We start from the raw sequence: 23,059 nt of genomic DNA, 5'->3' as shown, positions 1-23,059 counted from the left end.
CAAAGAGGTAGTCTTCATAAGCTAAGGACGAAGACCAGCCTCCACCTTCACCATTTCCATATCATCAAGATAAAATGTCTGCGTGCCAGTTACTCCAGGATTATATTCTGGTTCAACATAAAACGAATATCGGCTTGCCGCAGGTTTACCTGCTCCTGGCCACGGAATCACATCAACCGATATTTCAACAATTTGTGATATAGTCACCCACTCCCCCCTTCTTACGTCTTCTAAATTCCATAAAATATTAGGTGTAGATGCCCAACCATTGCTACTATTAGCAATATCGGTACGTAATATTTTTATATTAGATCCGTCCTCTATAAAAATTTTATGAGAAATTCTATAAGACCCCGCCGATATAAGTCCATTATCAGCCAAGCCTACTCCATATAAGTTTTTTGAAGTATTGATGGTGCCATTAAATTTCATACTTGCCTCACCCGAAAAATACATAGACACATCTCTACTCCAATCAGGGTTATTAACATCTTGAGCTCCTACCCAATATCTCAAAGCCCCTCCTGCATTTAGCCCTCCTACACCTTCAAAACCTGACCATTCTTTCCATTCAGCTAGTATATCTTCACCACCCATAGGTATTTCGACCATTTTATCAGAAAAAGATTTTAACAAGCGATCGTCTACAGAACGAATAGTTGCTTTTGTTTCGTCAAAACCAATAGTAATGATATCATCCCCATAAACAGGTTCAGCCAACGTTAATTCAATACGTGTAGCATTAGCCGATGAAATAGTAATCGCCGTAACCGGAATATCTTCATCCATCCCTTTTCCCTCATTTTTCACATGCACTTTAAAAGCATCCTGAGAATTGTCACCCAAGTCTTTAACTTCCCCTGCAACATTAAAAACCAAAGAATTCTGGCCAGTCCATACAGCACCATCTGCATAGGTAAAAGGTTGAGTAGACTGCACTACATTAATCTTCATCGGGATCAATTTCTGTGCTGAAGCTGCAGGAGCCCCAGAAGCTGTCCTCTCAGACTTTAAACTCCCCAATCCTACAGTTGAATAACCATAAACATTAAAAAACACCAATGCTACAGAATCGGTATAAGTAGAGGATACTGCCTGATTTTTAATGAGCCATGTACGTCTATCAGGCTGTACTAGGTGCGCATCTTCCTCTTTTGTTAAATCAATCAACATCAACCGATCACCCACCTCTACATCCACCGATGTCCAACTTTCAGACGCATTCACATCCACATTATCCTCTGGTCCAACCTCAATAAGCACTTCACCTTCTGAGATCAAACCTTCTTCGTTTTCAATTACCCTACAAACTTTAAATGATGGTTTAATATCACCATAAACATCAACAACAAAAGATGTATCAATCACCCAGTTTCCATCTTGTTCTTTTGCTTCCAATGACCTAACACCACGATAAGTCACTTTTTCATCAAAAGTATTGACCAGTTGTATTGTTGTTCTTCCGGGCTTAGTAAATAACACACTAACCGCCTCTTCTTCAGAAGTAAGCCCCAAAGATTCATCAATAAAACTAATCAAAGAATCACCTTGAACAAATCCATCCTTTAAAAAATAGCTTCCTTGCTGAATGATCCATTTATGACTCAACTCACCTTGAGAAGCATCAATAAAAGCCATCATTTCACCTTCCGACAAATAATATTCTGTCATGGTTGGCATGCTGGTATACCAAGTCACTGCCGTAACCGGACATGGAGCTTCATAATTTTTTTCACAGGCAGTTAGGCCTAATAGAATCAAAAGTAAAGTGTATATCTTTATATTATTCATTATTCACAATTTTAATAATTATCATTCGTATTACTAAAGATCGCTATTTGAGAGTGTTTCAGTTGAAGGGATTGGATACCAGGCATGCTTCTCATAAATAAAATTTAGCGCAGCCTGTTGGTAATCTCTTATTTCCATTCTATCATCATCGCTCACATCCTCAACATTTGTTACTGATGACCACTTTTTCCATTTATTGGCATTATCACCATTTCTCACATATACATTTGCAGTCCACCATTTTTGCGCAGCACGTTCTTTAAAAATAGCACCATCCTCTAACAATCCCCAGCGACGTAGATCGAACCAACGAATACAATGCCCTTCCACAGATGTTTCCAAAGGTTTTTCGAAATATCGAAAATGTTTCAGTAAAGATTCTTTTGTATAAGCAACCTCATCATATGTATGTGAAGCATCTCCATTGCTCTTTCCTAATAACACAAGGGCCCAACGTTTACGCACCATATTAATGGTATTGATGGCCTCTTGAATCTTATTTTGGTAGATATAACACTCGGCCAAATTCATGTATACCTCACCAAGGCGGTTCAATGTTATATTTTTCCCGGAATGCTGTTTACCTCCTGGCAAATCAGATTCATCATCAACTATATCATGATTAATATAGATCTTGTATCTTGAAAAACCATTTTGTGTACGCTTTTCGTTTTGTGGAAATCCAATTTGATTATGTGCTAAACCGCCATAATAACCTGTATATTCATCTTGGGTCAATGCAATTATTGCAGAAGCTCGCAAACTCACTGGTCTATCAACATAATTACCCGGACTATCAGGATCTTCGATCCTATTTCTAGGATCCAGCATATCCAATTCTTCACTCAAATAAGCATGCGTGATCCAAATAGAAGGAAATACATTATTGGCATTTGAACCCTTTCCATCAAATATATAAGCTAAACGATTACTCAACCGATCTTCCACCCAGGTATTATACTCTGCATTAATCGTATTTGAAAAAGCAATTTCAAAGATAGACTCTTCATTCATTTCTCCCGCCGTTGTAAAAAGCAGAGACATATCATCAACCAACTTATATACACCACTATTTATGACAGACTCAAACATTACAGTAGCAGAATCCACAAGAGAATCAATCACATTATTGGGATTTTTCAAGGTAGCTTCATATAGATAGCTATTACCTAAAATGGTTGCAGCAGCACCTTTGGTTGCCCTACCCTGATCCGAACTATCATCATACTTCTCAGGCAAATTTTTGTAAGCAAACCTTAAATCGTCCCTAAAAAATCGAATAACCTCCTGTGATGAAGAAAGAGATTCATTCATCTCTTCATACGTTCCTGGCACTTTATTTTTTATAATAATTTTACCATTATTATAAGTACAGTGCAGATAAAAGTGATACAGACCACGCAGAAATCTCGCTTGAGCCATTTGAACAATCCAACGGTCATTATCACTTACACTTTCCATATTCTCTAAGCCCTCAATCACTTGATTTGCCCTCAGTATTCCCATATAAAGAATTTCCCACTTTTGTTGCACTCCCTTGGTTGTGTTAGTATAAGCATGATTATGCCAAATGGCTCCCTCTCCAGAATAAGTCGGACGTCCAAAACCGGGGGTAGCTAAATCACTTCTAGGTGCTTCTTCTCTTATGTTTAATGCATAATCACTAACCAGTGCTGCGTATGCTGCTGTTAAAGTAGCACTAGTTTGATCTAAAGTAGCCCAATACGAATCTTTATCTGTCATATTTGGATTTCTTTCTTGTAACCAGTCTGTACAAGAAGAAAAAGCAAATACCATGCATATAGCAAAATAATTGTATATTCTAATTTTCATTTTAGCCTTATTTAAAATTTTAGATTTAATCCTACTGAATAAAGAGAAGTAACTGGATAATTTCCTTTATCCAAACCTCTATTGGTCACACTACCTCCTACCTCTGGGTCATATCCTTCGTAATGAGTTATCGTTAAAGGATTTTTTGCAGATACGTATAAACGACATTTGGAGATATTCATCTTTTGGATCCATCGTTGTGGCAATGAATAACCCAAAGTCACATTTTTTAATCTAACATAACTACCATCCTCCAGCCACAAATCAGTATAACCATTGTAATTAGAATGGGTACCTGGTTCACCTCTATAGGCAGGAATATCAGAATTAAGATTGATAGGACTCCATTGCGAAGTCATATCTCGGTGTCTGCTCCAAGCATAAGCTGTAGCTTTAGCTCCATTCATTATCTCATGCCCCACAGCCGAATACCACTGCATTGAAAAATCAAAACCTTTGTAAATAGCTGTTATATTCAATCCTGCTTCATACTCAGGTAATCCACTGCCTCCATATTGTCGGTCATTATCAGTTATCGCATGGTCTCCATCCATATCCATATATATAAGATCTCCCATTTCTGCAGTAGGATCAATTTGCTGATATTCCGCCAACTGCTCAACTGTCTTAATGACACCTCCTGTCCTAAACAAAAAGAAAGCACCTGCTTCATATCCTTCAGCAATGGCTGTCACCTGCGATTGAGTTTTCTTACCTGCAATTAAACCACTATCATCCAACAAAGTAAATCTCTTCAGTCCGTTTATTTTGGTAACTTCATTGTTGTTCGTCGAGAAGGTGCCACTCACAGTCCAATTTACTTTTCCCGTTTTTGCTTTGTAACGCAAGGCCAATTCAATCCCTTGGTTGGTCATGTCACCCACATTCAGTATCACCTCTGGATCAGTAAAATTTTCCATTTGGACATTGGGTAATGAGCCGTTTGAACCTGCCACTTCAATGGGCATCAACATATCTTCTTTACTGGTCTTGTAGTATTCAACAGTTAAAGTGATTTTATTATTCAATAGAGCCATATCAAAACCCACATTGGATTGAATAGAAGTTTCCCATTTTACATTTGCATTCGCAAAACTAGTTTGGGCTAATCCATAGCTTTGTTCCCCCCCAAAAACATAATCGGTACCACTTACAATCCCTGCCGAATAAGAATATGGTTCAAAACTTTGATTCCCCACTTCTCCATAACTTAACCTAAGTTTTAAAGAGTTAATGGTACCCTTTAAACCATTAAAAAAATGTTCATCAGAAAGGTTCCATGCTACAGATGCTGAAGGAAAAGTTCCCCAAGTATTTTCCTCCGCAAACTTAGACGATCCATCATGCCGAACACTAGCACTCAATAAATATTTTTGTTTATAATTATACTGAACCCGTCCTATAAATCCTATCAACTTATTCGTATAATCATTACTCAATGAACTGGCATATGGATTCGCTACTGCACCATCTAAAACCTGGATATCATTATTCTGAACCCCATCCTGAGACGCACGGAAACTTTCGTAGGTATATTTCTCCAGCGAACTTCCTCCGTACATAGTAAGGTTATGATGATGAAATGATGTACGATAAGTAGCTCCTATATTTGCATTATAAGAACGATTTTTACCTGCGTCATTCTGAACATAACTATCTCTAATTTGATCACTTGTTAATTCTCCTTCGGCATTATACACTTCGGAAAAAGGACTAAAACGCTTTTGATAGTCATTCATTGCATTTACTGCAACTCTTGCATTTAACTCCAGACTATTAAACAGTTTGTATTTAACATTAATATTTCCAAATGACTTATTTCGCGATTTTTTGTTGATATCTTTAAAAGTATCAAGCACCCAATTGACATTTAAGGACTCATGATCTCCAGGTGCATAAATAGGATCATCGCTAGAAAAATCCAGACTTTGATTTGTAGGATGATATTTAATCGCTTGAGTGATGATACCTCCCGGCGAATAACCCGTTTCTTCCAGTGAAATGCCAACAGCCGCATTTATCTGCCATTTATTATGCTTGTAGATCGTATTAATTCGTGTATTGAGACGTTCAAATCCTGAGTTGATGACCACTCCTTCTTGATTAAAATAGCCAACAGTAACATTATAAGACATATCCTTAGTTCCGCCAGATAAATTCAGATTATAATCTTCAACGACAGCATTATCAATAAATACAGCATCTGAGATATCAGTATTGTACTGAAAATAATATGGACTTCGCAGCATAGCAAGTCTGATATTATCATCCATTCCAGATACACCATCATAAATATTATTCATTTCAAGTATATCGGCATATACCTGTTCAGAAGAATTCATCAACGGTGTACCTGAACGAATATCCTGAATACCATAGCTAGCATCTATGCCTATCTTCATTGACCCTGCTCTACCTTGTTTTGTGGTGATGAGTATAACACCTGCTGCACCACGAGTCCCATAAATAGCACAAGATGCTGCATCTTTTAAAATATCAATAGTCTCTATTTCGTTTGTACTCAAACGGGGATCACTCTCTTGAGGAACTCCATCCACGACAAACAGAGGCGTATTACCGCCTTCTATTGAGGTTATCCCTCGAATTAATATTCCAGAACTCTCCCCAGGTTGTCCAGATGATGCGCTAACATTAACACCAGCTACCAAACCTTGAATGGCATTCCCTAAATCAGAAGTCACAATTTTTTCAATTGATTCTGATGGTATCTGAGCTACTGCCCCAGTTAACTCCTTCTTTTTAACACTTCCATATCCGATAGCTACTACCTCATCAAGACCAATTAACTCGGGAGCTAATTGAATATTTTGTACTGGTTTGGACACTATAATCTCCTGGCTTTTCATCCCAATAAAACTATATAACAATACATCTCCTTTACTTACCGAAATGCTGTATTTGCCTTCAATGTCAGATATGGTACCTATAGCAGTACCCTTTTTTACAACAGTGACACCGGGAATAGCTTCCCCATTGGAGGAGTCAGTAATTACTCCACCGACCTTCATATCTTGAGCCAACAAAACAGAGCTGAAGAACAACAAAATACCTATAGTAAAAACCACACATCGTTTTGTCACCTGCTTTACAACATTCATAACTCTACTTTTCATAAATTGATTTATTTTTCACATTACACTTCTTAGAAATATTAAACTATCACACTAATTTTAAGTCTATCAAAAAATACATTCCACAAAAATGAAGACGCTCTAATAGGCGCATATACACCCCACTACCATCCACTAACAACCTAAACATCATACAAATACAACCTTCATCAACCTAACAAAGATGCATCTATATTGCTATAATTAGTTTACTAATCTTACCTTCTTATAACATCATTTTATCCTATACAACAAGCACTTTCTATGAACTGTCATTTAACATACGTCAATGACATCTCTTTTACTGCCTAGAACTTACACATAGGCATGGTCCCAATATTAAATCTGGTTTGAGAAACACATTTAATAAATCGTATGCCTAAGTTCTAATACATCAAAACAAAAGGGAGGGGAAGCACAATACGGTTATCGCACATGTGCAAATAAAACAAGTCAATACTTTAATAGAAATTCAAAAAAATAAAGACACAGAAATATCAAGAATAAAAAAGGAGTTCCCCTTAGGCAACTCCTTTTTTATTTATTTTCTACTCTCTAACACTTTTTCCTTTTTATTTACATAATCAAGAGGAGCCTGTTCTAGAATCTCTGTCTCAAAAGTCTGTTTATAACCGGGCAATATACCGTCATTCCATAGTTGTTCATCTTTAGCCGAATAATACCACAATGGTTTAACATGACTTTCACTCCATTTTTTGGTTTCGGCTATCATCTGTTCAAAAATTTCAGGATATCGTCTTATTGAATTGCTTTGTTCCTTCATATCTTTTTTGATATTAATTAATAACCAAGGCTCATTGGCCATACGAACAATTTTCCAATCCCCTTTGCGAGCGCCCACATCACAATATCCTTCACGGTAACGCAACGAAAATATCATTCTTTGTTTAAATGAGTCTTCATTCTTATCAAATAAGACTGGTGCCAGGTTTAAACCATCCAATTTCTTTGATTTTGGTAATTTCGCACCTGCCAGATGGGCGAAAGTAGGGAATAAATCCAATGCTGAAACAGGTGTATCCACTTTTTTTCCAGCCAAAATACGATTTGGCCAATGAAAGAACATAGGTGTTCTAAAACCACCCTCCCAGGTATCTCCTTTTGTCCCTTTCAATGGTGCATTGCTGGCTCCATGATCTACACTACCTCCATTATCGCTAAAAAACACAATCAAGGTATTATCAAATTGATTCGTTTCTTTTAAAGCAGCTACAATATTTTTCACACCTCTATCAACCGCATAAACCATTGCAGCATAGGTTTGACGTTTCTTATCCTTTATATGAGAAAATTTCTGAAGATCCTCATCTTTAGCTTGCAATGGAGTATGAGGAGCATTGTAAGCCAAATATAGAAAAAAGGGATTTTCTTGCTTTTCAGATTTCTTAATGACACTAATCGCTTCCCTAGTAAATGCATCTGTCAGATATTCCTTTTCAGCCACCTCTTTATCATTATGCAAAAGAGGCTTAATATACTCTCTAATGGGATATACACCAGCAGCACGTTGTTTTTCATAGGCAGGTATAAATCGTTGCGGAAAATATTCATGGCCTCCAGCCAAAAAGCCGTAAAACTCATCAAACCCTCTTTCATTCGGCCGAAAACCAGATGCCCAACCCATGTGCCACTTACCTATTGCTGCTGTATAATATCCAGCTTTTTGCAACATTTCGCTCATAAAAAGCTCCTCTTTAGGAACTCCTTTATCTATCCTTACGCCCACGTCTCTTAAATTGTATGGAGTACCAATATGATGCGGGTAGCGCCCTGTCATAATAGATGCACGGCTAGGACCACAAAAGGGATGGGTAACATAGGCTGCATTTAATATTGTTCCATTCTTAGCCAACTTATCCAGCGAAGGTGTATTAATATCAACAGAACCGTTAAAGCCCACATCTCCATAACCCAGATCATCGCATAGTATAACCAGAATATTTGGTTGAGACTTTCTTATTTTCGTAGTTTGTGCTCTTAAAGATTGAAAACACAAACATAAAAAAAACAATAAAATTGATAAGAGAAACTTATTCTTTTTCATAATATATTCTTTAAAATATTCAATAACATAAACTATCTTTCTTTCCTTAAATTACTACTTTATCTCAGCCATATTACCCTTCCATCCCTCATTAAATTGCTGTAATAAAGTACGTACAACCTGAGGATTTTCTTCCGCAATATTTTTTGTTTCAGATGGATCGTTCATATGATCAAACAACTCGATAAAGATAGGTTCAGCACTTGCGTCCGTGTAATCCTTCCATACGATAAGCCGATATTTTTTTGTACGCATTCCATATCCCATCAAACGATTTTCAAATAGATTTCGATTCCATCTACTCCCTTGTTGAACAATAATACGATCTTCAACTTGATTTATTAATGGACCAAAATAAGTTTCGCGCATTCCTTTAGAAAGTGGATTTGCAGCCCATTCCCTTAGTGCGGGTGTAGGAAACTGACTAAATACAGCTTTCTTCCAATCGTGGGTAGGATTTGTCAATAGAGGAGCGAAGCTTTGTCCCTCCAGGTGACTTGGCTTATCTACGCCTGCTAACTCACAAAGCGTTGGATACATGTCCACCAACTCCACTAAGGCACCGGTTTTTACACCCCTAATTTCATCAGGCATATTAGGCGCAGAAATTATCATCGGTACACGTGTAGCAATTTCATAATTAGTGGCTTTTCCCCACACTCCCATTTCTCCAAGATGCCAACCATGATCGCCCCATAAAATAACAATTGTATTGTCTCTAACGCCAGCCTCCTCCAACGCCTGCATTACCTTACCAACCTGGGCATCGGCATAACTCACACAAGCTAAATAACCATGCTTTAATACACGAGCTAAAGAATCACTAATACTTCCGAACTTAGGAATACCTGCCCTAGCTCTCATTTCAAAAGAAGGGTGTAATCCCATGGCAGCACCATTAATTGGTGCCTCTGTATATGAAGACAATGAGATATCTTCACGATCATATAAATCCCAATATCTTTTAGGTGCCACAAAATTCAAATGGGGTTTTTTAATACCAAACCCAAGAAAAAAAGGTTTTTCTGGATTTTTAGCCAACATATCTTTTAGTGTTGCAATTGCGGCAACAGTATTATAACCATCTTCATAGGTCTCATCTGGCACATCAGCACATTCAAATGCAGGCCCTTGAGCTAAACCATTTTTAGTAGCATCTGGACCATATTTAGCCACCATTTTATCACGATCCCTTTTCCAAAACTCTTGATTTTCTTTCAATGCGAACCCCCCTTTAGTAGGTAGTCGCTTGATGCTTGGTTTAAGCGGCAACCTACTCCATGAAAAATCAGGGTCATTATATTTACCATGAAAAACTTTCCCCAAACAAACTGCTTCATAACCAAACTTAATAAACTGTTGAGGTAAAGTAACAATATCCGGGTTTACATCACGAAAGTCTGTGTAATTTTCAATCACTCCAATAGATTCAGGCCGGGCACCAGTCATTAAACTGGCACGTGAAGGACTACAAATAGCTTGTTGACAATAGGCGTTCTCAAACAGTAAGCCCTGCTCAGCCAATTGATCAATATTAGGCGTAATAGCAATGGGTGAACCATAACATCCTAACTCCGGTCGAAGATCGTCAATGGCAATAAAAAGTATATTAGGTTTCTTTCCTTTACTCTCATGTTGTACTGATTTAACATTGCAAGCAAATAGTGTCACTACTGCTAATAAAAATACAGGTATCCTTTTCATGTGTTTAAATTTAATTTTCAATGGCCACATGAAACTCGCCATATTATTCATAATTCTATGTGTGAAGTTTTTTATCATGGCTCGTTTCACATATCCTAATATTTCAACATATAAATACGTCATATGCAACGAACAAATTAACACTCTTTATACAGTTCCGACATCATCAAAATTAACCCATTATAATAAGATTTTAACTACTTTATTAATAGCATCACAACCAACATCATCTATGATGCAAAGAAGGAGTAATCCTATCTTTAGGTAACAAGCATAAATAGTGTCGATGAACCTTTTATTTCAACACGTAATAAAAAATAATATACCTTGCACAACACTTCGAACAAAAAAAAGACCGCCTACAGGCAGCCTCCTTTTAACCAGAAAAATGCATTAGAAAATCTATTATGAAGTTCTAATGCATCTTGCAGGGTTTAATAATTTTTTTTGTGTACACGCTAAATTAGTCATTGCCAGAAAAAACAGTCGTTTTCTAGCTTTGATAAGAAAGCTTCAAAGACAAGGCTTTCGATATTTTTGAAACCAAGGAGTTTACTGATGGTAAGCGACTGTTTCAAAAATGAGAATAACGCAGTATTTGGAGTTTTCTTGCAAAGACTAATTATAAACTTGTTTTTCTTCTATAGTAGTATAAAATTCACTATAGGTAGTATCCACAGAAATAGCCACTCCATACCAAAGGGTATCAGGTTTCAAATCATTTTTCAGACCAAATAACCTATAAACATTTGTTATTAAAGTATCCTTACCAGCATCTGTAATAGCTGGTCGTTGAATAGCATAGCTCAAGTCAAAACGAGTCGATGAAGATTTATCTACAAAATCGTAATAACTAAAACTATTGAGTATATTGGCATTAACATATTCAATCAACAATGGCTTTTCTTGATATATTTCTAAGGCGAAGGGCGCACCCTCACCATCTATATCCGTTGCTGAATACACAGGAACTAGTTTAACGCTAGATTCGGGCCATTCCGATTCATCACATCCTCCTAATAACATTACAAAACCAACCACGGTCAATATATTTAGTAAATTTTTCATACGTTATAATTTTCATTTGTTTATAATTTATTTTTAAGGCCATCTGAACCAAGCCAATAGCAAAGAGTATAAATAAACTACCAGCATCATTAAATCACTAATTTTTGAATTAAGGCCTCATTTCTAATTTAGTAAACTCAATATCATCAATATACATAATAGCGTTATCGCCAAGCACATCCGCCTTGTTAATTTGAAATATAAATTTACTATGATCCCCCAAAGAAATTTGCTGAGTTAGTCTTACCCATTTACCTTTTTCAATAGAAGATAAATCCCATGTCAAAGGTAACCAATCGGGAGTAGATAGGTTAGTACGTAAAAACGCAATATTTGAACTTTCTTCCATCCATACCTCGAGACTCATTAGATATTCACCTTCCTCTACACCAAAAACATTCGGTGCAGTGCTTTGAATTTTAGCATTATTTCCAGGACTACTAGCTGTGTCATAAACATATTTAAAACCATAACTCCCTGAAGAAGACTTTTCGGTATTAATAAACCATTGATTGGCATGCTGAATAAACCAACCATCACCTCCGGCTTCTGCTCCATAAAAATCAACATCCGCAAAATTTTGAGTATACATATCTACCCCAACTGGGCCAAAGTTCTCTAATATTTTATCATCAGCACGCAAAATAGCACCCTTCGTATTATCATAAGAAACATATACTTGATCAGAATTATAGATCGCCTCACTAAGCTTTAGTTTAATAGATGTAGCATCTTCGGGATTTACTTCTGCTTTAGCCGCTGCTATATTTTCTTCAAAGCCAGATGCAGCATTCAACACATGCACCGTAAAAGCATCTTCAACACCTGAAAAAGATTTCATTTCACCAGACACATTCATGATGATAGATTCATCTTCATTCTCCTTAATATTACCAGTATATACAAAAGGTTTAGCAGATGCTATCACATTAACATTAAAAGGTATCACTTTTACAGCTGAGGCACTTGGCAATTCATCATCACTCACCCTTTCTGCTTTAATAGATCCAACCCCCTTGGCTGTTGTATACCCCAATGTATTAAAATAAACAATTGCTACAGAGTCATTTGACGTAGTCGATTTTTGCTGGTTAAATACAGTCCAAATCCTACCTGTAGGTCTATCTTTAGTGGTTAAATCTACAAATTTAAGACGTCCTCCCATTTCCACATCTATACTTGGCCAAGTCTCAGCTTTATCTGCATCTGGCATATCCGTTTCAGTAATACTACAAACCTCTTTTTCCTCAATAATATTACCATCATAGTCTTCCACTAATTGATAAACTTTAAAAGCTGGCAAGACATCACCATATACATCAACCAAAAAAGTAGTATCAATCACCCAAACACCGTCTTTATTCACTACCTCAAAAGGTTCAGATCCGTTAAAAACAACTTTTTGATTAAAAGTATTATACAAACGCACCTTATTAATTCCCGCTTTATTAAAGAGAATATGAACAGTAGCATCGTCAGTAACAAATCCTTTTTCTTGATCAATAAACAAAGGCAAAGAATCATACTGACTAAAACCTGCCTTCAAAAAGTAGTTCCCAGTTTCAATACTCCATTCATGACTTTCATAACCTTGAGATAAATCCACAAAAGACATATAATCGCCCTGATTTAACTTATAATCTCCATTATTTTTTTCGCTGGTGTACCAAGCAACATCGGTAACCGTACCTGGTGCTACATAATCATCTTCATCGCATGCTACCACAAATAACAAGGCAAAAAGCGGTAATAATATGTTTAATTTTTTCATTGAATTATGCTTTAATTATCTATTATTTGTATAAATTCGGATTGCTCACTTCCTCAGTTGCAGGAATAGGTAACCAGGCATGTAATTCATAGTTGAAATTCATGGCTGCCTGCTCATAATCCTTATATACCTGTCTATTACTATCTCCTGGATCGATTGCGGTAAGCGTACTGTTCCATTTTGTTTTTGTTTGATCTTTAGGTGTATAATGATCAGACCAATATACTTCGTTTGCTTTCTTTTTAAAGTTTTCCTCTAATTTCCCCCATCGTCTAAGATCAAACCATCGGATGGCATGCCCTTCAACTGATGTTTCCAGCGGCTTTTCAATATTCATTAATCGCTCCATCAACGATTGCGCATCATAAGAAACCTCATTATATTCATGCTCCGTATCACCATTACTCAATCCTATAAGTTGAAGGCCCCACCTGCTACGTACAGCGTTTATCAAATCTAAAGCGCTTTTTACATCATCTTTTTTAATGTAACATTCGGCCAACATCAGATAAACATCTCCCAAACGGTTAACCGTTACGTTTTTCCCTGAGTGGTTTCGTCCTCCGGGATTATCATTTTCATCTGTTAACAGGTCATGATTCGTGTATTTTTTATAACGTGCGAATCCATTTTGTATGTTAAAAGTTGCTTTCTCCCATACTTTCTTGCCGTAATAAGACGACTGCTCATCTTGAATTAAAGCGATCATAGAAGAAGCTCTTAGTGGCACATCACGTAAAGTCTCACTAGCCGGATCTTCAGGATCGGAGAGATAATAATTCCGACTATCTTTACTGTCCATTGGTTCATTTAAATACTCCCACGTAATCCAACAAGAAGGAAAAAAAGAAGACGATGTATTTGCATAGCTATCGGCTGCCAGTCGGTTAGTAGTACGATCTTCCACCCAAGTATTATATTCTGGACTAAACTCATTAGAATAAGCTATTTCAAAAATAGACTCCTTATTAAATTCACCAGCAGTTGTAAATAAAAGCGAAGGGTCTTGAACCAATTCATATCCATATTTTGCAGACACATTATTCACCACATCCTCAAATTTAACGATCGCAGAGTCAATTTCATTTTCATATAAAAAACTAGTTCCCAAGATGGTTGCTGCGGCACCTTTGGTAGCTCTACCTATCTCTCCCTCATCTGCCCAACTCACTGGCAAATGTTCATATGCATAACGTAAATCAGACCTGAAAAATGCGATTACCTCGGCCGAAGCTGATACAGGAATATTATACTCAGCTGTGGTTTTCGGCACAAAGTCCCTGATAATTATATTTCCCTTATTAAATGACGAATGCAAGTAAAAATGGAAAAGCCCTCTTAAAAAGCGAGCTTGTGCCATTTGCTCCTCCCATTCCTCATTATCAACCGATCCCTCTAGTCCTTTTAGACCATCAATAACCTGATTAGCCCGAAAAATACCAAGGTAAAGCGATTCCCACTTTTTAGTGATATACGTATTGGTATTGGTATAAATTTGATTATACCAAACAACGCCATCACCACTATATGAGGGGCGTCCGTAGCCTGGAAAACCCATATCTGAACGCCAAGCTTCTTCACGAATATTTAACACTCCATGATTAAATAAACTACCATAAGTTGCAATTAAAGTACCATCTGTTTGTGTCAAATTTTTCCAGTACGAATCACTATCAGACTGATTCGGATTTGTTTCTTCTAACCAATCGTTGCACGACACTGTAAGAGCAAGAACAACAACGAGTGCTAAATATTTAAATAATTTATATGTCATGATAAATAGATTTAGAAGTTAAGATTTACGCCAACAGTATACAGAGAAGTAACCGGGTAGTTTCCTTTATCCACACCCCTACTCTTCACATTACCACCCACTTCCGGATCATACCCAGAATAATCAGTAAACGTAAGTGGATTTTGAGCCGTTACATAAAACCGACATTTATCAATTCCCCAGCCACGTGTTGATACTTGTGGCAAGGTATATCCCAGGGTAATTTCTTTAAGACGCAAATACGTTCCATCCTCCAGCCACAAATCGCTATGTCCTTCATAATTGAAATGTTTATTAGGCTCTCCCTTATAAGAAGGAATCGATGAGGTTGGGTTTGCTTCTGACCACTGATAAAGCAAATCTTTATGTCGTCCCCAACCATAAGCAGTAGCCTTGGCACCATTCATAATTTCATGCCCTATGGCCGAATACCACTGCATTGAGAAATCAAAACCTTTAAAGCTGGCCTGTGCATTCAAGCCCACCTCGTATTCTACCAATCCACTTCCGCTGTATACCCTATCTAAATCAGATATTAAGCCATCTCCATTGGTATCTTTATAAATTAAATCACCCATTCGCGCATCCGGTCTAATATTTTGATATTCAGCCAATTTCTCATGTGAATCTACGATTCCATTTGTTGGCCTTAAGAAAAAAGCACCCGCTTCATAACCTTCAGCAATAGCAGTTACCTGAGACACTGATTTTTTTCCAGAGATAAGTCCTCCATCATCCAGCAATGTAAACCCTCCCATACCATTAACCTTTGTTACTTCATTTTTGTTAGTACTGAAAGTTCCATTAACACCCCAGCTTACACGACCTGTTTTAGTTCGGTATCCCATCGCAAACTCTAAGCCTTGGTTGGTCATATCACCCACATTCAACACCACCACCGAAGATTTAGGATTGTGCATATTTACATTGGGAATATTACCTGTTGAACCCGGCAATTGAATCGGCATTAACATATCTTTTTTGTTGGTATTGTAGTATTCCGCAGTAAACGTGAGTTTATTATTAAAAAAAGCGATATCCATACCAATATTAGTCTGAATCGAGGTCTCCCATTTAACATCTCCATTGGCAAACTCAGTTTGCACATAACCATTAACTAAGCTATTATTTTGCCCTCCATCTGCATTTTGAGAGGTGAAAATATAATTGATTCCAGGTGTAATACCGGCCGAATAGGTATATGGATCAAAGCTTTGGTTACCAACAGTACCATAACTCGCTCTTAACTTAAAATTATTAGCCACCTCTTTTATACCTTGCCAAAAGCCTTCATCAGATACATTCCACCCCAATGAAGCAGATGGGAAAATACCCCAACGATTATCACTTCCAAATTTTGAAGATCCATCACGCCGAATACTTGCACTTAGCAAATATTTACTTTTATAATCATATTGAATTCTTCCGATAGAGCCGATTAACTTATTAACGTAATCATTATCCATCGAGCTTGCATAAGGATTAGATACCGCTCCATCCAAGCGATCTATTTCATTATTTGAAACAGCTGTTTTTTTTGCTTCAAAACTATCGTAAACATACTTTTCAACCGATTGACCTAAGAATACGGTTAATTTGTGCTTATCAAACTTTTTTTGATAAGTTAAACCCGCATCCAAAGTCAATGCGGTTCTTCTGCTACTAAGATCCCATACATAACTATTAGTAGAAGGATCTCCAACAAGCTCCCCATCTACATCGTACACTTCCTGATATGGACTAAATCTATGACGGTAATCATTGGTAAACGAGTTTCCAATACGTGTAGACAAATTAAGATCCTTAATTAGCTCTAAGTTGATATTAAAATTAGCAAAAGCTGATGTGCGATGATTTACATCTGTATTTCTAAAACTATCCATCACCCAATTCACACGATTGGATTCAAACGAATGACTGGTATTCAAAGCCTCATCGCTATCCACATCTATCATATTCATTGTAGGGTGATACTTAATTGTTTGGGTAATTATCCCACCAGGAGAACTCTTCTTTTTTTCTTGTGTTAGACCTACATTGGCATTAATACGCCATTTACCATGACGATAAGTTGTATTAGCCCGGGTATTAAATCGTTCAAAACCTGAATTAACAATTACACCTTCCTTATTAAAATAGCCAGCAATTACATTATAAGAAATATCCTTGGTTCCCCCCGAAACATTAATACTATGCTCCTGCACGGGTGCATAATCAATAAACACCAAAGATCCGAGATCTGTATTATTCTGAAAACTCTCTGAAGTACGCAGAGTACTTAGATTTATATCAGTATAGTTCGTTCCGTTCAGGTTTCGATGATATAGAAAGTCTGCATAAGTCTGTTCAACAGCATTCATCACAGGGGTACCCGATCTAATATCTTCAACTCCGTAACTACTATTAACACGCACTCTTAGGGATCCTGCCTCACCTTGTTTAGTAGTAATAAGAATAACTCCTGCTGCACCACGCGTACCATAAATAGCTGCCGAAGCCGCATCTTTAAGAATATCGATGGTTTCTATTTCATTGGTACTCAATCGAGGATCACCTTCCTGAGGAACGCCATCCACAACAAAAAGTGGGGTATTACTACCACTAATAGAGCTTACACCTCGAATAAGAATATTAGAATTTTCTCCTGGGGCACCAGAATTAGCGGTCACATTTACACCTGCCACTAACCCTTGCAGTGCAGCCCCAAAGTCAGAGGTAACCACACGCGAAATATCTTCAGATTTAACCTGCGCAACAGCACCTGTAAGCTCCTTCTTTTTTACACTTCCATAACCAATAGCAACCACCTCATCCAAGCTCACTACATCTGGTTTCATCGAAACATCCACTATTTTTCCCCTCACTTCTTTTTCGGTCGACTCCATACCAATAAAACTAAATTGGAACACATCTCCCATTTCTGCTTTGAGAGAATAATTTCCATCCATATCAGTAATTGTTCCCAACATTGTTCCTTTAATTACGACACTTACACCTGGTATCCCCAAACCATCGGCCGAAGATACGACAGTCCCGGTAACCATCATATTTTTTTCCTGTGCTTGAATACTCCAAGTCATCATCAATATTATAGTCAAAAACAGGTATCGAGCCATCGTTTGACTAAATTTCAACATCTTGTATTGTTTCATTATTAATTAGATTTTAGATTTAAAGTGCATTTTATTGTTCTCCATTTGATTTAAGTTTGCTCAACACTGTCTACATTCATCCTCACAACAGATAAAACTCTCCAATAAAAATGAGTTACCCACCTGTATCCCATTCTGATGAATCAAAACACCCTACTCATTCATTTAAATTCAATATCTCCAGACGATTCATCCGTTACAATCAATTGCTTTGCCTTGCCACCATAGGTATTATTTTCAAACACCACATTTTTAGACACATCAACCGTAAAAGCTGGTGCATCGGGAAATAACTGAGGAAATGTTCCTGAATTTGATATTGTATTTCCAATAAATTTAAAACCATCTACATTGGCTATCTGTACAATCATGTTGTCAAATTGATTAAAAATATTATTAGATATTTCAATATTCCGGAATGCCAGATTCGTATTGTCATCATCTGTATCTAAACGAATTACGCCACGTTTATAACCACTATGCTGACAATCTTGAAATGTATTATTCTGAATAAGTACATTTGAAGCACTACCGGACTCATACCAATGGCTGCTCTCTACAGGAATCAGTATGGCTTCCATCTCAGTACTGAAATAATTATCTTCAATAATTGTTTTTTTAGGTGTAGAAATAAGCAATCCGCGAGCTCGATTATTAGCTATATTACAATTTTGCACCCACACCTCAGGATAGGCGGATAGGTTTTCAATCAGATCACCTTTCTGTATACCTTGAGGTAACTTTTGATGAAAGGTAATAATCTGATATCGTCCATTGAGATACTGAATGTCTTTTACGGTAAGTTGGTCATATGGATCAAAAGAATCACTTAACCTGACCAAACCAATGGTATCAGAAGGAACACCAATAACAAAACCCTTTTGTTGATGATGTCCCATACGCACTCCTATACGATATTCATCTAATACATCCTCTACAATTTGATAAGTACCGTGTATATTTGCTGCATCGTCTAACTGATTATTAAAAGTACAATTTCTTAAAATCACTTTCCCTCGGCATCCAACAAAATGCGTAGCATCAGCCGTAGTAGAAACCATCCGACCTTTAGAAGGCGTGATATTAAAATTATCAAGTGTTAAGTTAGCTGAGTTTTCTGCAATAATACCCATTCCTCCTGCATGATGTACATTGACATTTTGAGCATTAAAACCATCTGTTGTTGTTACTCTAAAAGCAGGAGCTACCCTATTAAACCCTTGCTCCCCTTTCATGGTAAGAATTAATCCAACCTGAGGAAGTAACTTTCCATGATTATGCACACGCACAAGTCCCTTTTTAATTTCCTCGACAAACAACCTATCTTCTTTACCAAGCTTCTTATATTCCGGAGCCCTGAAATCAAAATCATACTTGTATTTTATATTAGAAAGATACCTACTTGTTTCTGCTTTTTTTATAGTGGTTAAGTTCGTATAAGCTTCTGTATTAAAAGCGATGGCAGAACGTTGAGGATCATACAAAATAGATTGTCCAATATTATGTTCATAATATTCCTTCACAAAATACAATTGATGATTTCGTATTTCATAAGGATACGCTTCGGATATTTGCATATCAAAAGTTCGATTTTTTTCATCACGAGCCACAATCAGTCCTTCACTATGGAATGGATTATACCAATCGATCGATAAATTCTTTACCGTTATATTATGACTTGCTTGCACTAAAAACGGCACCATGATGCCATGAAAAATAAATGTTGAACCCTGGCCGTCAATGGTTAAATTTTTAAAATTTTTAATGGGAAAAGCTGTACTTACCATTACATCACAATGATTAGAAATATGACAATATTCTTCTAATCCCTTATCTGGGTAAAAATGATATATTCCTTTTTCAAACTTGATTTTTGATATATTTTGATTCGAGTTTAATATTTGGGCTAACACATCTGGTGTAGCGTCGTCAGAAATTTCTGTACCAAAGCTGAGAATCATAGAATTATCAATCGTCTTTGAACAACCATATTGAAAAAAAACAAGCATTATCCATACAATCCATTGCCTATTAACTAGTATTGTTTTTACCATAAGTAATGTATCTTTTTATATTTCTTAATTTATTATTTACAAAATTTCACTTTTAAAAAATCTATATTTAACTTATGGGTAATAACGTTGTACTCATGGGTTAATATGTACAAATAAAAAGCAAGTTCAAAGACTAAAAAATACACAACAACACACTGATTAATAGCACATTGTTCATTATTTTTACAAAACATACTTAACCTAATTTAATTATGAATTGTAATAATAGGTAGCCCCAAAGTATATAGAAGAATCAAAACTGTTTAGGTTTGGAATCAATCATTAACGCATAAACCAGGTTCAACAAACACACCAATATACGATCATATTTTTATGCTAGATCGTTATACTCTGCACTATCTTGGCATCAATTGAGACTCTATTTGAATAAATGCAACACCATATTTTTCTAAAGAGATCTCCGACATCACCTTTCTGCCTGTGAATAAATCCGTACCAGTTACATCCGAACCATCTTTCCTGTAGGACACATGAATTTTAGTTTGATCTTTTCCTAAGTTTACTACAGATAAAAAAAGCTTACCATCTTTATCTTTCACACACTTCCATGCGCACACCTTCTTAGAGCTCTCCTTTAATTCTTTCACCTCAATTTCAGGAAGCCCACCATTATCATCTAATAGCGCAAACGCTTTATTTTTATATTCATCGATCGATGAAGCTTTTTGCACATGCTTACCTATTAATCCCGGCATAGCAATCCCATACTCATTCTTCTTCAAGCTTTCATCATCCACAATAACGGTTCCTCCTTGATCTGCATAAGCCTGAAGAGCATCTAATTCCGTTTGAGTAACAAATTCTGTGTTTCGAACAAGTATCATATCCCAATCGTTATGATTTTGTTTGTTAATAATATTTTCTGTAGCAAACCCTATGGGAACCCCTTCAAAAAAAACATGTTCATAAAGAGCAAATAGACCATCCATATAATCAGACTTATTAATAGCCGATGTTTCAGAATAAAAAATACGTATTGGCTTACGTTGGCGTTGCATAAGCACAATCTCTTCACTAAAAGAATTCAAATCCATTAAAGTGGAAGTTACTTCATTTAAAACACGAGGCTGTTGATTATTAGAACCGCCATAGCCTTTACCCGGGTTTCTATTCAATGATCCATCCGTTTTTCGAGGCCAATACCAAATTTGACTGGCACTAAGCCCCTGAACATGTGCTTGCCAAAATGTTGCTCGTGCATATTGAGGGTTCATATATAAATCTCTCGAACGTCCGGTTGATAAGTAATGTGCTTCAGAATTAAAAATAATTTTATCAGGACTAACAGACTTTAGAAAATCATAGCTCATACACATTTCACGCCAGTCAAATGAGTAATCATGTTCCCAATCCTGAGTTGGTCCCCACATTTTATTATAAGCAGCGCCTGCATCATTACCTATGATCTGACTCATATTAGTCAAGGCCTCCAAATCAATACCATGTCCACGTTTATTATCAGACCAGAGGTTAGGCATTATCTTAAGATGAACTTTTGCACTAGGATCATATCGAAGTATTTCAGACTTAAGCCAACTATACCATTGTGTAACACGATCATTATTAAATAAGATCCAGTCATACCATTGAGCCGTTCCTTGCAAACGGATATCTATTGGAATAGATATTTTAAGTTCATCAAACGAAGCAAAGTCTGTTTTCCAAAGTGAATTAAGAACCGCTATAGTTTGATGTTTTTTCTTCAACCATTTTTTAAACTTAGCAATGGTAAATTCGGATACTGGACCACTTGCCCAATCAAGTTTATCGCCATTTGTGGTTGTATAAAAATGAGGTTCATTGCAAAGCATATAGCCAAGTTCGCTATATTTTTTCCCTGCCATATAAGGTACCGTACCCTTTATCAAAGCACCCATCATTTTACGAGCACCAGGATTATCAATATCATAATTGGTATAAGTATCTTCACGCATCTTAAAACCCGGACCATAAGCTTTCTCTGCCCAGTCAGGCACATTTTTATTGTTAATAAAAATAAATCCCAGACGCCCATCAGGCTTATTTCTCAACTCAGTTAATTTTGCAGGATTTATATCACCTTTTTTATTGATGACATATGAAGGCGTCAGAAAAAAACCATCTTGTGCGCCATAATACTCCATCCAGTTACTATCCTCCTGTTTCCAGGTATAATCAGCTACAAAAACCGGGCGCCCATTGAAAGTAAGCAAATCTCCCTCATGCTTCACCCTGGCCCAATCGATCTTTGGTGTTTCTTTTCGTACAATTTCACCACGCAGTACCTTTTGAACAGTTATGATGGAGCTATCTAACATTTTAATCACATCATTACGCTCCCAATCCGCTAATTTCTGAGCCATTTCTTCAGCTTGATCCTTATAAATAGAAACAAGTTTAAAGTACTTCGTATTGGCAACCACGTTTTCCTCATCCCAATCGGCAAATGTTAAATAAGTTTGTGCCGTACAAAGCGTCATTTTTTCTCGCTCTACGGGCAAGCCTTTTTTTTCAGCCTTAGCAACTTGCTCTTTTAATAATTTTATTTTTTGCTCAGCTTGCGAATTTAGACTTTGGGAAAAAACACTCAAGCTAAAACAAAACACCATAGCTGTACTTAGTAACAATCTATAAACCTTCATGATTTTTTAGTAATAATTAGTTATGTAGAATATATATATTCTAAAGGCAATATTCATATATTCAGTTCCACATA

Annotated in this window: 11 protein-coding genes; all 11 read right to left on the bottom strand. The window is 36.6% G+C overall.

The features are described from left to right. Nucleotides 1–21 precede the first annotated feature (21 nt). Entirely contained in the window at nt 22–1,791 is a 1,770-nt protein-coding gene (locus CYTFE_RS0104145) for a hypothetical protein (RefSeq protein ID WP_027470785.1), read from the bottom strand. 33 nt (nt 1,792–1,824) lie between these two features. Then, complete coding sequence (locus CYTFE_RS0104140; RefSeq protein WP_027470784.1) at nt 1,825–3,624, bottom strand: RagB/SusD family nutrient uptake outer membrane protein; 1,800 nt, start codon at nt 3,622–3,624, stop codon at nt 1,825–1,827. Between the two features lie 11 nt (nt 3,625–3,635). Continuing rightward, nucleotides 3,636–6,758, bottom strand: coding sequence for a SusC/RagA family TonB-linked outer membrane protein (locus CYTFE_RS0104135; protein WP_044212232.1), 3,123 nt, complete (start codon nt 6,756–6,758; stop codon nt 3,636–3,638). Between the two features lie 538 nt (nt 6,759–7,296). Then, entirely contained in the window at nt 7,297–8,820 is a 1,524-nt protein-coding gene (locus tag CYTFE_RS24910; RefSeq protein WP_044212231.1) for a sulfatase-like hydrolase/transferase, read from the bottom strand. A gap of 54 nt (nt 8,821–8,874) precedes the next feature. Next, complete coding sequence (locus tag CYTFE_RS0104125; RefSeq protein WP_027470782.1) at nt 8,875–10,524, bottom strand: sulfatase; 1,650 nt, start codon at nt 10,522–10,524, stop codon at nt 8,875–8,877. Nucleotides 10,525–11,142: 618 nt separating this feature from the next. Then, nucleotides 11,143–11,592 carry a hypothetical protein gene (locus tag CYTFE_RS0104120; protein ID WP_027470781.1) on the bottom strand — a complete coding sequence of 150 codons (450 nt, stop codon included), beginning with the start codon at nt 11,590–11,592 and terminating at the stop codon, nt 11,143–11,145. Between the two features lie 109 nt (nt 11,593–11,701). Then, nucleotides 11,702–13,363, bottom strand: coding sequence for a hypothetical protein (locus CYTFE_RS0104115; RefSeq protein ID WP_027470780.1), 1,662 nt, complete (start codon nt 13,361–13,363; stop codon nt 11,702–11,704). 22 nt (nt 13,364–13,385) lie between these two features. After that, the gene (locus CYTFE_RS0104110) at nt 13,386–15,137 is read right to left on the bottom strand and encodes a RagB/SusD family nutrient uptake outer membrane protein (RefSeq protein WP_044212230.1); all 1,752 of its coding nucleotides are present in this window, start codon (nt 15,135–15,137) and stop codon (nt 13,386–13,388) included. A gap of 11 nt (nt 15,138–15,148) precedes the next feature. Next, entirely contained in the window at nt 15,149–18,289 is a 3,141-nt protein-coding gene (locus CYTFE_RS0104105; RefSeq protein ID WP_200871228.1) for a SusC/RagA family TonB-linked outer membrane protein, read from the bottom strand. A 161-nt stretch (nt 18,290–18,450) separates the two neighbouring features. Then, nucleotides 18,451–20,343, bottom strand: coding sequence for an alpha-1,3-galactosidase-related protein (locus CYTFE_RS0104100; protein ID WP_027470777.1), 1,893 nt, complete (start codon nt 20,341–20,343; stop codon nt 18,451–18,453). Between the two features lie 356 nt (nt 20,344–20,699). Beyond that, nucleotides 20,700–22,985, bottom strand: coding sequence for a beta-galactosidase (locus CYTFE_RS0104095; protein WP_027470776.1), 2,286 nt, complete (start codon nt 22,983–22,985; stop codon nt 20,700–20,702). Between the last annotated feature and the right edge of the window lie 74 nt (nt 22,986–23,059).

Origin of the sequence: Saccharicrinis fermentans DSM 9555 = JCM 21142, assembly GCF_000517085.1 — a bacterium.
Classification (GTDB): domain Bacteria; phylum Bacteroidota; class Bacteroidia; order Bacteroidales; family Marinilabiliaceae; genus Saccharicrinis; species Saccharicrinis fermentans.
The sequence above is the reverse complement of the archived record's forward strand: the minus strand, read 5'-3'. Positions and strand labels throughout refer to the sequence as shown.